Raw genomic sequence first — 14,356 nt, 5'->3', positions numbered from 1 at the left:
TATCCATGAAACCGTTCTAGATGGGAAAAATATTGAAATGATTTTGAAAATAGTTCAATTTAATTGCAGGCAAACATTCAGGATACCTGACTTCTGTCCGATGAACAATAGAGGTTCTGCAAACTTTCCAAATTACTTACATTAAAATATTGAGAGGATGATTTTGTTCCATGAGTTCCATAAACGTTGTTGACGCACTGTTAAAAGTCATGCCTTATATTAGCTTGATCCTGCGGGAACCAGCCAGCCTGTCCGTTTATGATCACGAAAAGGTACTGGACGTTCTAGCAACTGATAAGTTCGACCTTGGATTTGAAAAAGGGATGAGGCTTCTTGACGCCTATCAAAACTTTGCTGTGCTGAAGAATGGAAGAGAAGCTACACTTTCTACGCTGCCCAAAGAAGTGTACGGCATTGAGCTGGACACGCTGAACATTCCTATTTTTGATGATCACCAAAACGTTGTAGCCGTATTCTGTGTATCTTATGACCAGTCCAATCAGAACCACCTGGAAGAAATTATAGAAGAGAACCAGAACATCAATGCCAACCTGGTCGATATGGTACAGCATGTAGCGGCTCATGCCGAGGAACTGCAGGCCACCAGTGAGCAGATTCTGCAGAACACACGGCTAGCCGTTCAGAACTCATCCCAAATCAACAAGGTTGCAGGGTTTATTCGTGAAATCTCGGAACAAACCAACCTGCTTGGCTTGAATGCCGCAATCGAGGCAGCCCGTGTAGGTGAAGCCGGTGCCGGATTTGGCGTTGTTGCTTCCGAAGTACGTAAACTTTCCGTTGACGCCAAGCAGGCAACGACCGATATTGATGCCAGCCTGAAAGATGTGCAGCAGGTGATCCAGCAGATGGAGGTTGAAGTGTCTCAGATTGCGGCTTCTTCACAGGAGCAGGCATCACTGGTTGCTTCCTTCACCGAAGTTATTGAGAAACTCAATGACACTGGCGCACGTATGAAATCTCTGTCCGAGCAGCTGATCAGCTACTCCGTACAAAGGTAATATCAGAAGGGGGTGCTGATACACGGTTCAGCACCTGCCGAACCGATCCTGATAACCCCCGCAGATAAGTGCAGAATGCAATAAACAGGACTCGGAATGCCATATATGGTAGTCCAAGCCCTGTTTTTGTTTTGCACTTTTGTATTAAAAACGACAACAACATCTTTAGTTTTTCGGAAGCCCTCGAACTGACAAGTTGAACCCTGACTTATCCAGTCGCATCCATTTTCTCAGCACCAATTACCGCTTTTTCAGACTCCCAGCATTCGATCTCGCCCGGAATGTGAATGCGGTCACGGGTGAAGACAGGATCACGTCCTTCTGCCTTCTGCCGCTTGTAGTCTTTCAGCGCTTCAAAGGTGACTTTGGAGAGCATCAGAATGGCAATCAGGTTAACAACTACCATAAGTCCCATGAACAGATCCGCCAAATCCCAAACCAGCTGCACCTTCGCTACCGCACCAAATACCACCATGCTGATCACGGCAATCCGATAAATCCAAAGCCATACCTTGTTCGACTTGATAAATTCAATATTGGTTTCCCCGTAGTAATAATTGCCGATCAACGTGCTGAAGGCAAACAGGAATACCATCACCGCCAGAAAACCCGAAGCCCATGAGCCGATGTGTACACTGAGCGCAGCCTGAGTCAGCTCGATTCCGCCCAGGTCGGAGCCTTGATACACCCCGGATAACAAAATAATCATTGCTGTACTTGTACAGATAACCAGCGTATCTGTCAGGACGCCAAATGCCTGAATAAGGCCTTGTTTGACCGGATGAGACGTATCTGCTGTCGCTGCAGCATTCGGCGCACTGCCCATCCCGGCTTCATTCGAGAACAACCCCCGCTTCACTCCGTTCATCAACGCGGCACCCAGTGTTCCGCCAGCCATCTGTTCGAAACCGAAGGCATTTTTCACAATTAACGCAATCATTGCCGGAAGTTCCGTAATGTTCGCCAGCACGATAAACGCAGCCACACCAATATACAGAACGGCAAGCACAACCACGATATACTCTGAAGCTTTCGCGATCCGTTTAACTCCGCCCATAATGATACCTGCAAAAACGACAGCCATAATAATACCTACCGTTAAACGATCCGTTCCAAACGAATTTTGGAATGCCACTGTAATGGTGTTTGACTGTACAGCGTTAAAGACCAAGCCGAACGAAAGGGTAATCAGAACAGCAAACAGGACGCCCATCCACCGTTTTCCAAGCCCTCGCTCCATATAATACGCCGGTCCCCCGCGGAAACCACCATTGTCTTGAACTTTGTAGATTTGAGCTAGTGTGCTCTCGACAAAACTGGATGCTGACCCGATAATAGCGATAATCCACATCCAGAACACAGCACCAGGTCCCCCCAAGGCTATAGCCAGTGCAATCCCTGTAATATTCCCTGTACCAACGCGTGCGGCCATACTGATACAGAATGCCTGAAACGGGGATATTTTGCCCGGCTCCTTGCTCTTTGGCTCTTTCAGTACTTTGACCATGTCACCAATCATACGGAACTGCATGAATCTTGTTTTGGTTGTGAAATAAACACCGCAAACGACCAGCAAAATAATTAACAGTTTGGACCAGAGAAAATCATTGAAAAAGACGACAACATCTTGTATTGTTTGCTCCATCGATACGCCCCTTATTATGATGTATTATAAAAAAGACCAAATGCATTCGTTCGTTATCCTGACTAACTTCCCATGTCTGATCGGGTGCTGTGCCGTGAATATAATCGATCATTTGCAACATTTCGCACAACAACAGGCTCAGATTGATGCATGTGACTTATACTACAATTACACCTACCGAAAACGACAAATACCTACATGATTACAGCACATTTTTTTCAAAAACGCGCCACTCTCATCCAGCCATTGTCATTTAACCTTACATGTAAGCTTCTATGCAGAAGGGTAAGCGGGCAGTATGATAAGGAAGGGTACCTCAAAAGCTTGATATAGACATTATGAAAATAAAACAGGATTGGCATGACGGAGCAAGCCGTCGTTACCATATAACATTCCATCTTGGGTTTACCATCAATAACTAGAAAGGATATGACGGATATGCGATATTTTATCGTGGATGATGATCCAGGCATGCGTTCCATGCTGATGGACATTATTGAAGATGAAGGGCTGGGGGAAATTGCTGGGGAAGCGGAGGATGGAGCACATATTTATGCTGAACTGCTGGAGCTGCATAAGGTGGACGTACTGCTGATTGATCTGCTGATGCCGCACCAGGATGGGATTCAGACGGTTCGTGCGCTGGAAGGAAAATTCAAAGGCAAGATTGTGATGATCTCCCAGATTGAGTCCAAAAATATGATTGGGGAAGCCTACTCTCTCGGTATTGAGTATTACATTACGAAACCGATCAATCGGCTTGAGATTCTATCCGTGCTGCGGCTGGTTGAGGAAAGGCTGCGCATGCAGCAGTCTATTGCTGATATCCAGCGTACACTGCAGGGACTGTCCATTTTGCAAACCGGTGAACGCAAGCAGACACAGGCTCCGGACAAAAGCATTGCTACAGCTGGCCATTTCCTGCTGTCCGAGATGGGCATGATCGGTGAGGCCGGAAGTCGGGACCTGCTCGACATGCTCGAATATTTGGAGCAGGTGGAGACCGAAGAACATAAGCTATCGACGTACACCTTCCCATCGCTCAAAGACATCTTTCAAAATGTAGCCCAGCGTAAACTCGGACACGATGCCTCGGCTGCGGATGTAACCAAGGAGGTAAAAGCATCCGAACAGCGGGTGCGAAGGGCTATTTTTCAAACATTAAGTCATGTGGTTTCTCTCGGATTGACCGATTATACCCATCCTAAGTTCGAAAATTACGCCTCCAAATTTTTTGACTTTACCGAGATTCGCAAAAAGATGCTGGAACTGCAGAACAATGTGGAGCCTTCTTTGTCCCAGACTCGCATCAATACAAAGAAATTCGTACAGGTGCTGTATCTGGAAGCCAAACGAATGCTTCATTGAACAAAAACAGGCATGAATGATCGGCCGTCAAGGTCCCCTCGTGATGATGCAGGGTAAACCCTTTCGGCGATCTTCATGCCCTTTCTTGTTTTGTACGATTAGCTGCAAGCCAAAGTCATATAGGTTCATCTGATGATGCCTTGCTGTATATAGTTCCACTCCCGATTAATTCGCTTCACGTTCGCGTCTGACTTCGGGATATTCGATTATACTCATTAATTAATTCGTCCAACGCCATCGACTGCCGAATGACTTCAGGATGCCCAAGCCTTCCCTTATTATGCTCTACTAATTTATGAAGGTTATGCCTGGCTTTTTCTATTTTAGTCTTCAATTCCAAACTCATAACCATGGCCCCTGATACCTCCTTAATTTGTGTTCCATTGTAGTGTTTCCTGTCAATCTATAGTTGGATTAACATATGGCATAGGAGACATGGATGTTTTGTATGCTTCTCCATATTTTTGAAAGGGCTAATTCCATTCTAATAGAGATTGGGTGAAAATACCAGATGTAACGCCGCATTGTCACTTTAAGACGAATCCGTACGAAACCTCGCTCTCACTCCATACCGCTATAAAAAGGTTTGTGTCGTAATTGTGTATTTTATAAAAGCACACCAAAAAGCACCCCTCCAATCTCGAACACCTGACTGGTGTCCTTCTGAGAATGGGGAGGTGCTCTCTGTTTTCTCTTATTTTGTGCTTGATGAGCATGACCCACATATCATGCTGACCGAATTTACACATTAGATGTTACAGATGGGATAATCGGTGTTATTTCATGACTTTCACCTGCATCTTCTCACTCACAGTCGTTCCACTTGCATTGATCCATTCCACAACATATTCATACTCTCCGATGGCTCGATCCTTGATCTCCACCGTGACTGTCTGCGCATGCAGAGTGGATGCTGTTAGCGGCTGGCTGTCAATCTCTGTACCATTTTCGTACAAGCGATACGATGCTGCATTGGTGCCCCACCACATATTTATTGTGATCGTGTAGGTGCCGTCCCCATCCCAATTGTCATTGGACAGTTCAGGCTTTGCCGGTGCAGCATCACGCACGGTTACCGTCAGCGGCTGACATTCCGTCTTACCTTTGGCATTCGTCAGCTCACATGTATACACGTACGTCCCATTGGCCCGCCCTTGAATGGAAGTGGATGCCGTCTGAGCAGAGGGAGTAGATGCAGATAGCTTCTGCCTATCCAGCAGCTCTCCGTTCTCATACAGTTTATACTCTGTACCATTATTACCCCACCACATGTTCATCGTAATCGTATAATTCCCATCGCTAAGACCGTTCCCATGGCCGTTGTCGTCTGACAGCACGGGTGTTCCGGGTGCACCGGATACCTGATCACCAGCCGTTACAGTCACATCAACGGAGGCCTCACTAACCAGTCCTGCGCCGTTCACAGCACGAGCTGTGAATGTATGTTTGCCCGCCAGTCCGGTCAGTGCAATCTCGTCACCCTGCTGCACCGCCTCACCATCCCAAGTCATCTCCAGACGTGTAATACCCGATTCAGGGTCTTCAGCCTTCACCTTCACTTGAAGCACATCATCCTCGCTCATCTGCTCCGCTGGCATGCCTGTAATGACTGGAGGTGTGGTGTCTTCCGGCTCTTGCGGGCCACCCACATAGCGAATATTCGGAGCCTTCGGCTGTTCCATGCCTGCACCGAGATAAAAGCTTGTGTGTGGAGGCTGGTTATAAGCAACATTTTGCCATGCTACGCCAAGACGATAGACTGGATCATGCATCAACGTACGAAGACGAACATCGGTCTCATCGGTTGTGGTATAGATCCGCAGCTCGGAGCTGTCTTGACTGCGCCAAATGACTTCTTCGCGCCAGTCGCCAAATAAATCGGCCTGCAGGCTTGGATTGGCTTTGGTGCCATTGTTGGAAGCCGCCCCCGCTGCTGTCAGCAGGTTCACCGTAGTTTGGTTCTCGTAGTCCCACTTATCGATTCGAATACCGTCCTGAAGTTCACGCAGCAGGTCGCCATCCCACCAGATCCCGAAGTTGGTCGAGGAAGGAATCTTGGTTGTGATCAGTTCTCCCTTGGCACTATACAGCCCGGTAATCGGAATATGCTGTTCGTTCGTAATTGTGGCAGCCCATACTTCAGCTCCCGGGTAGTTTGGATCAATATCAGCCGCCATGCCGCGCCCTGTATCTATGCCTGTAAACACTCCCCACAGCACTTCACCTGTGGCTGCATCTCTCATCTCCATGCCGTATTTCGAGCTTCGATCCTCATGTACCCCGAATACCTCCATCCCCGGACGGGCTGGATCAAGATCGCTCAGATGCATGGCATCTCCATGTCCCAGTCTTGTGTTGTATAGCGGCTTGCCGTCATCATCAATCGCCATCGCTCCGAATGTAATTTCATCTTTGCCATCGCCGTCTACATCACCTACGGACAGGTTGTGATTCCCCTGACCTGCATAGGCGCCGTAGCCCTCATCGTTCGAGTCAAAACGCCACACCTGACTGATCCTGCCATCCCGGAAATTATAGGATGCAAGCACAGTACGTGTGTAGTATCCACGGCTGAACATCGCACTCGGATGCTCCCCGTCCAGATAGGCTACAGCTGCGAGGAAGCGGTCTACCCGGTTTCCGTATCCATCCCCCCATGCAGCGACATCTCCGCGCGGCGGATCATATCTCACGGTATCCAGTGCCGCCCCGGTTTCTCCATCAAATACGGTTAGAAACTCGTCACCCAGCAGTACATATCCGGAGCTGTTACGATGATCCGCACTCGCATCCCCGATCACCTTCCCTTGTCCATCAACGGTTCCATCTGCAGTCTTCATCATCAGCTCAGCTCGGCCATCTCCATCAAAATCATAGACCAGGAACGGTGAGTAATGTGCCCCTGCCCGGATATTCGGCCCCATATTAATTCGCCAGAGACGGGTTCCGTCCAGCTTGTAAGCATCCATGTATACGATGCCGGTAATTCCGGCCTGAGAATTATCCTTGCCGTTATTGGGCGACCACATCAATACAATTTCGTACTCGCCGTCCCCATCGACATCCCCGACACTGGCATCCCCTGCATAGTAGGAATAAGGCTGCCCGTCTTTGGTATACGCATCGGCAGGTTTCTGCAGCGGCACAGACAGGTATTGCTCCTGCCATACACCAAACTCTTTTGTTGCCGGCTTCTCTACTCCATTTTCTACCGTCGTGACACGGTATTTCGAACTGTCCGTACCTTCGGCATCCGTATAGTTCGTGCTTCCTGTCAGCGGCTCTGCGTTCAGCTTCACATCATCACGATACAGATTAAAAGCAATCGAATCCGTATCCAGCCCCAGCATGCGCCAGCCAACGTAGTTGCCTTGCTCCGTTTTCACCGCAACCGGTGCACGATCCAAATATTCCATTGCCCGATTCAGCGTTACTGCTGCCGGAGTTTCAAGCACACTGGACAGTTCGGATACACCGCCTGCGTTCACTGATGCCACTTTATAGTAGTAAGAAACTGTGCTGAGAATGGTCGTATCCTTATACGCAGTCTCCTTGGTACGACCTATCATCTCATAAGCTCCATCCTGGTGTTTGGAGCGATAAATCTGATAAAAACGCGCACCCGCAGCTTCATCCCATGTAAAGGAAGCCTCGTTTTTATGAATTTCCTGGAGCGTAAGCCCGGAAGGGACTTCTGCCTTCGTCACACTTGGATCGATCGTAGACACGTTCAGTGTATTGGAAGCAAGGGATTCCGTTCCTGTTTGATCCACAGCCGTTACCGTGTACACATAATCCATGCCGAGTTCAATCTCGTTGTCCGTGTAGGTTGGGTCATCAACCGCTGCAAGCAATTCTGGTTTAACTGCTCCAGCTGATTGCCGATAGACTCTATACTGTGAATCTCCAGCGGCTGCCTCCCACGACAATACTGCACGGATTGGATCGCTGTTCAGATCAAGCTCATCCAGTTGAAGCCCGGATGGAGCCATAAAGGTTGGTGTAATCTCCAAACCGTTCAGATGTGCGGTCTGTCCGCTGAACACCAGATTCATCTGACCATCCTGAACCTGGACATCGTTGATCACTTTTTCTGCGATATTCTGGGAACCGGAAGACACCGTCCCATAGTCCTTGCCCTCGATATTGATATTGGTTCGTGCGGAGCCGATCCAGTCCCCAATGTAGGCTTTAACCGAATAGCTGCCATTCGGTATATCTACCTTAAACTCATAATTCCCGCCAAAATAGATGACGAAATCACGACGCAGCGCATCCGTGGCGTTACCACGATCCCGATCCGCCATATTGGCCGAAGAAGTAAGGCCGTAACCACGCTCCGGCGTATATAAGGTATTCCGAGTCACTTCGTTATACCCTTCCGCGACTGGAGCGCCAACGGGGCCAAAATCGTATCGATATGCAGCCGACTTCGTTGTGAAACTCACCTCGTCCGAAGGCTCCGATTCGCCTCGACCATTCACGGCTGTGACACGCACCGTATAGGTTTCACCTTCGGTAAGGCCAGATAATGTCATGGTCGGAACCGCTGCTGTTCCGGCAAGCGTATACGCAGATGCTGGCTCGGAAGACAGCTTGCGATAGATTTTGTAAATATCTGCCGCATCATCTGCCGTCCACTTCAATACAGCACCAGCATTGCTGATACTGCCAGCTTTCAGACCGCTTGGTTTCACTGGAACTTCAGCAGGCACTTCAGCATCTTTCACGGCATCCGCCAGTGGAATATCGAGCTCGCGCACCGCACCCGCAACCATTCTAGCGATCTGAATGGCACCATACTCCTGAAAATGTGTATTATCGGCTGCTCCGTTAGGGAATGCCTGATAAATACCCGGTGCAACATGCAGGAACACCGACAGCGAAGCTTCCGGCCCAATCGAATCATAATATTCGATGCTCAGTCTGCTCAGATCGATCAGCAGCACATTGTTTTCGGATGCGACCTCTTTGGCTGCCTGCACATATTCAGGGAACGAAACATTGAATTTGCCTGTGCTTGCATTAAAATCCCTGCGTCCCATCGGTGTCACCAGAATCGGTGTGGCTCCCCGCTGCCGTACACCGTCTATGTAAGTTTTCAGATAGATTTTGTAATCGGCTGGCGACGCGTAACGGTCAGGGACACTGATTGTGGCATCATTATGTCCGAACTGCACAAACAGATAGTCTCCCGGTCGGATCACTCTCAGAATTTCATCCAATCGTCCTTGAAAAAGGAACGACTTGGAGCTGCGTCCACCAATCGAATGATTTTTGATCTCCACGCTGTCGTTAAAAAAGGAAGGCAGCATCTGCCCCCAGCCCGCTTGCGGCTCCCAGTACGAGTTGTAAGTCTGCATTGTAGAATCCCCTGCCAGATACAGGACAGGTTTGCTTCCGGGCTCGCGCTCGGCCTGCTTCGTAATGACCAGTGCGTTCAGGTTCGCTGCCGCACCGGAGAAAACGAGATTCATCTGCCCATCCACCAGCGCCATATCAAAGCTCATCTCCAAATACTCACCTGCAGCCTTGCTGTTCAGCTGCACCTTGTTCATGCTTTCGGCATCCATCGCAATCTCCGTAGCGCCACCAGCATCCCCGGCAATAAGCGAGACCGTATAATCCCCGTTCGGCAAATCCACGTTGAACTGCCCGCCGGCAGCAAACGTTATAAAATCAGATTTGATCGGATCACTGGTCCCCCGATCCTGCGCAGCAACTTTGGAAATATCCGCAAAGCCATATCCCCGTTCTGCGGTGTACACCGTGTCAGCATCCACACCGGTATAACCATCCGCAGCTGCACCTGAACCAAAATCATATCGATAAACAGCCGCACCCGAAGCAGAATAATCCCGTTCTGCTGCACTCACTGCTCCTGTACCAAAGAAAGAGCCCCACCCCAAACTGGACATCGTAAACACGGATATAAGCAAAATCAAGCCGAGCTGCCGCGTTTGTTTCGCAATCATCAACACCCATCCTTTCGCTTCTTCATGAATGGAATACATGCAAATTCCCCTGTTGAATCTCAATTAAGTAAGCGCTTGCATTTTACTGATTCGCAAACAGTATTCCAAGATCCAACGCTGACCGTATCTTCGCTCCGTCCCGCCTTGAGACCCTCCCTTCCGGCCGCAGCTCATCCTGCTGCATACAGCAGGTGAATTCCGAACTGCAGATTTGATTTCCACTCGATACTAACGTTAATTCTCTGGAAATAACATGTAATTATCCGTCTATTTTCACCACAAACCCGATATAATCGCGGCTCTGTTCAAGTCACCGTCACCTAAGCAGCTGTCTTTCCAGTGTTTCAGGTAATAAAATCCCTTTCCATAACCGGGGCATTCGGTTACAATAGGTCGATATGTGTGTCCGGGTCCGGCGGATGCCAACATGAAGTTCGAGGAGGGCCTATACAGGCTCATCATCCAGATATAATATTATTGGAGGCTTATCAACACCATGCAAACCGAGTCACAAACTAAAGTCAAAATCATAAACGCCGATCCCAGCGCGATGGGATTATTTGGGTTGGCGATAGTCACCCTGGTTGCTTCATCCCAAAAGCTTGGTATTACCGATGGACTTAGCTATGCTATTCCGTGGGCGATCTTTCTGGGTGCTTTTGCCCAGCTGTTCGCATGTATTCAGGATTCCAAACGCAGCAATACATTTGGTACAACCGCATTTGGGGCATACGCCTTTTTCTGGTTTGCCATGGGTGCGAACTGGATGATTAAAATGGGCGTATTCGGCTCTACTCTCGCTGAACAAACCGATGGCAAACAGCTTGGATTTGCTTTTGCCGGATATCTGGTCTTCACCCTGTTCATGACAATTGGTGCTGTAGAAGCCAACAAAGTACTGCTCATCATTTTCATTCTGATTGATTTCCTGTTCCTTGGTCTGACCTTTGACGCTTTCGGCGTAGCACCGCATATCTTCCATACGATTGCTGCTTATGCTGAGATGGGAATCGGTATTGTGTCCCTGTACGGTACAGGTGCTTCCGTTCTGAATGCTCACTTCGGTTATACATTCCTGCCCATCGGCAAACCGTCCGGTATCTTCAGACCTAAGGCTTAATATACAGATGTATGATCCACTGCCTGCGCGCCGGTCCGCGCCTGGCAGTTTTTTTCATATTATGTTTTTTCATATCTCGGGACCTTCAAGCACAGCATTTGAATATGAATCTGACCGACACCTATACTAGATAGAATACCTTCGCATCTGGCAAAAGGCCTGATCAGCAGTACCGTATTAGAAGGATACATCATCGCTGCCATATTACAAGGAGGAACGAGCATGAACGAGACAACAAAACCTACAGAGATAGAACAAGTGGAGAAAAAATATGTACGAGAAACGCGGTGCTTCAAAACGGCACGGGTTTTTCCGACAGATGTTAATAACCATAACACCCTGTTCGGCGGCAAACTGATGTCCTACATTGATGATATTGCTTCTATCGCTGCATCCAAACTGTGCCGGGTTAATACCGTTACAGCTTCAACGGACTCTGTCGATTTTCTATATCCGATTAATCCAACCGATTCGGTAACACTGGAATCATTCGCCACGTGGACAGGACGCAGTTCCATGGAAATTTTCGTGAAAGTGATTCGTGAGGATTTGCTGACAGGGGAGAAAAAAATTGCGGCAACGGCTTTTCTGACCTTCGTGGCCCTGGATGAGAACAACCGTAAACTGATCGTTCCCCGAATCATTCCGGAGACGGAAGAAGAGATGAAACTGTACGAGACTGCACCTGACCGGGCAGCCATGCGGAAACAACGGCGGGAAGAGAGCAAAAAATTCGCCGACTTCCTAACCGTGACTTACCCTTGGGAATAACAATAAAGAAGAATAACCAGGCTGTGTCTGAAGAAACTGCAGGAAGCCATTGATGCCGAATTTACGTTCCAAGCTAAGAAGTTGACTGCAAACACGTGCCGGGACACGGCATAGGAAAGTGACGCAGCAGGGGCAAAAAGGGGATACAAGATGCAGTTCAGCCGATATTCAAGGCACGTCCCGGAGAAATATACGTTGACCTGAAGTACACAGGACACGGAGCTGTCACCAAAGCAGCGGGCTGCACTGTGTCCTCTTCCTCCCTGCGGAGGGTTGATGCAAATCCAGAAAAAAAGTTGTCACGAGAGTTACTGCCTGTTAACAGCATGGTTAACCAGATGATGCCGGATAGATGGATACTGCACTGCGATCCGGCAGCTCTCCACCCATGGAGACACACCACTGCTGATAAAGACGGTACGCTGCTCCGCTCTCCAAATACCCCTTGCATGTGTATATCCCCTGCTCTATGGAAGCGGCACGTCCCGCAGCATATAAGCGAAACCCTGCGTTTAACAGCACCTGATTTACAAACGTAAGATGTCCATCTCCGCGCAGCACACTCTCCGCCACTTCAATCTGATTGGCAGCCGTCCAGTTCATATCGGGCACCGGCATATCCAGATCGTAGGTTGAAGGGTCCACCAGTTCAAGCCTTGTGTCCCCATCCTCCACAGCATATACACGTGTAGGACGATCAATGTACAAATCTTCTGAACCTTCCATGCCCTGAACAACATATGCCCGCTTATATTCAAAACGCGTAAGCAGCTTTGCAATTCGGTCCAGAAACGTATTGTGAAACACGCCGAACACGAGATAGGAGGAGTGATTGTAATCCATCAACTTCTCTGCAGTATTCAGCACGGTTCGAAAACCCAGCTCCTCCCTCAAAGGGCGAAGCCTTCGCAGCGGCTCACACCATTCTTCCGAGGAAACATACATCACACCCGTGTGAAGGGCTGCACTTCGGGCATCCTCCCGGTTCATCTTTCGTGTATCTATCCCCGCCTCCCTAAGTACAACCGACAAAGTAACTCCCCACTTGGGCGGCAGAGGTTCACTGCCATGCAGCGTGACGGGCAACCCCGCCGCTGCCAGCACAAATGCCGCGGGATATGTAGCCAAAAATGACCTGGTTCGTCCGTCATAAGGACCTGCACAATCCAAACCATCCTGAAATACGTCGAAACGCTCCGCACTATTCCGGCAGGCATGGACAAAAGCCTCCATCTCCTCAACGTTCTCCATCTTCATTCGCTCAGCCATGAGGAAGGCGGCCGTCTGGGCAGGAGAAACCTGCTGTTTCAATATATTTTCGGCAACGACCAGCGCTTCTGCATAGCTCAGGTCACGCGAGCCTCTTTTCCCACGTCCAACCTCTCTGAGGATCTGAGACATATCCATAGAGCATCCTCCTTCGATTATGACTGGAGCAGTTGATGAGCCTTCACAATCGCTGTAGCTACATCAACCATCCGTTTGCGTTCATCCATCGCTTTTTTACGTAACAAATCATACGCTTCCGCCTCGGAAATCTGCTTCAGATCACACAAAATAGCCTTCGCCATGTCAATCCATTTGCGATCCTCCAGTCTGGACTGCAGCTGCTTGCGCTCCTGCTCCCACTGCTTGCGTTCCATATAACGGCGTGCGGCAAAGTGCAGTGTCCAGTGGATTTCCGGCCCGGACATGGACGGTGTAACGATACCGTCGAACGAGGTCTCCACCTCACAGTCATGGGCAGAGGAAGATGCTGTATCCGGAGCGCACCACCAGAGGAGGGGAGTATCTGACTTTCCCTTTCCCAGGCAGTTCACCCATCGAGCCACGTCCGCAAGAGACAGATGCAGAATAGAGGCATCAACCTTACGGGCCAGCTTCATGACCTCATCCTCATTGTCCGAGACCTGTACGTGGTAGCCAACCGCTCCGAGCAGCTTCTCTGGTGTCAGAGGGATTGCTTCGGAAGAGCCGACTGTAATTGGCTGTACACGGATGACCAATATGGATCGCATGATGGATCAATCCCTCCTTATATTGATATACAGAACAGAACCCTCCGTTTACTTTTAATACATTACCACATAAAAGCAACACAATGTCATATTACCTAACAAAAATTAAGAAATAAACATCTAAATTTCGAAATTCAGGTTGTTCAGAAGTATTCATAAGAAGATCATGTGGTGCAGCTCGTTCATCGGTCTGATCATAAGGGAATAAAGTGGATTAAACAACGGAGTGAATTCGTTCTATCATGGCATGTTTCCTACATTGTATATCGTTATGGAGCATAAAACGGATTTGTTTTATTATTTTTTATAATCAAAAACAATAATTCCTCGTCGCCGATTCTGTATATTCTTAAACTCATGTAAACATAATTAACTTCAAATTTCAAATACTTTTTTATGTTAACTATATTGACATGAATAATTCATTCTTTTATAGTTAA

9 protein-coding genes are annotated in these 14,356 nt (G+C 48.5%); 4 read left to right on the top strand and 5 right to left on the bottom strand.

The genetic code is table 11. The features are described 5' to 3' along the window. Positions 1 to 179: 179 nt before the first annotated feature. Entirely contained in the window at positions 180 to 1,019 is an 840-nt protein-coding gene (locus ABXS70_RS27485; protein WP_342556474.1) for a methyl-accepting chemotaxis protein, read from the top strand. Between the two features lie 208 nt (positions 1,020 to 1,227). Here the strand turns inward: ABXS70_RS27485 and ABXS70_RS27480 are convergent, their stop codons facing one another. Then, positions 1,228 to 2,664 carry an alanine/glycine:cation symporter family protein gene (locus ABXS70_RS27480; RefSeq protein WP_342553356.1) on the bottom strand — a complete coding sequence of 479 codons (1,437 nt, stop codon included), beginning with the start codon at positions 2,662 to 2,664 and terminating at the stop codon, positions 1,228 to 1,230. A 438-nt stretch (positions 2,665 to 3,102) separates the two neighbouring features. Between ABXS70_RS27480 and ABXS70_RS27475 the strand changes: the two genes are divergently transcribed. Further along, complete coding sequence (locus ABXS70_RS27475) at positions 3,103 to 4,032, top strand: response regulator (protein WP_342553357.1); 930 nt, start codon at positions 3,103 to 3,105, stop codon at positions 4,030 to 4,032. A 175-nt stretch (positions 4,033 to 4,207) separates the two neighbouring features. On the opposite strand, the gene ABXS70_RS27470 is transcribed toward ABXS70_RS27475, so the two are convergent. Continuing rightward, a complete protein-coding gene (locus tag ABXS70_RS27470; protein WP_342553358.1) occupies positions 4,208 to 4,384 on the bottom strand; it encodes an aspartyl-phosphate phosphatase Spo0E family protein in 177 nt (58 codons plus the stop codon). 424 nt (positions 4,385 to 4,808) lie between these two features. Further along, positions 4,809 to 10,046, bottom strand: a complete 5,238-nt coding sequence (locus ABXS70_RS27465) for a fibronectin type III domain-containing protein (protein WP_366292467.1) — start codon at positions 10,044 to 10,046, stop codon at positions 4,809 to 4,811. Positions 10,047 to 10,503: 457 nt separating this feature from the next. Between ABXS70_RS27465 and ABXS70_RS27460 the strand changes: the two genes are divergently transcribed. Together ABXS70_RS27460 and ABXS70_RS27455 are read left to right on the top strand one after the other, a co-directional pair. Then, entirely contained in the window at positions 10,504 to 11,127 is a 624-nt protein-coding gene (locus tag ABXS70_RS27460; protein WP_366292464.1) for an acetate uptake transporter, read from the top strand. Between the two features lie 258 nt (positions 11,128 to 11,385). Next, a complete protein-coding gene (locus ABXS70_RS27455) occupies positions 11,386 to 11,898 on the top strand; it encodes an acyl-CoA thioesterase (protein WP_342556475.1) in 513 nt (170 codons plus the stop codon). Positions 11,899 to 12,228: 330 nt separating this feature from the next. Here ABXS70_RS27455 and ABXS70_RS27450 read toward each other — a convergent pair whose 3' ends face one another. Together ABXS70_RS27450 and ABXS70_RS27445 are read right to left on the bottom strand one after the other, a co-directional pair. Continuing rightward, on the bottom strand, positions 12,229 to 13,305 hold the full coding sequence (locus ABXS70_RS27450) for an anthranilate phosphoribosyltransferase (RefSeq protein ID WP_366292461.1): 1,077 nt from the start codon (positions 13,303 to 13,305) through the stop codon (positions 12,229 to 12,231). Positions 13,306 to 13,322: 17 nt separating this feature from the next. Further along, positions 13,323 to 13,916: an ANTAR domain-containing protein gene (locus ABXS70_RS27445; protein WP_342553362.1), complete on the bottom strand. Its 594-nt coding sequence runs from the start codon at positions 13,914 to 13,916 to the stop codon at positions 13,323 to 13,325. Between the last annotated feature and the right edge of the window lie 440 nt (positions 13,917 to 14,356).

The sequence above is a fragment of the Paenibacillus sp. AN1007 genome (assembly GCF_040702995.1).
Taxonomy (GTDB): domain Bacteria; phylum Bacillota; class Bacilli; order Paenibacillales; family Paenibacillaceae; genus Paenibacillus.
The sequence above is the reverse complement of the archived record's forward strand: the minus strand, read 5'-3'. Positions and strand labels throughout refer to the sequence as shown.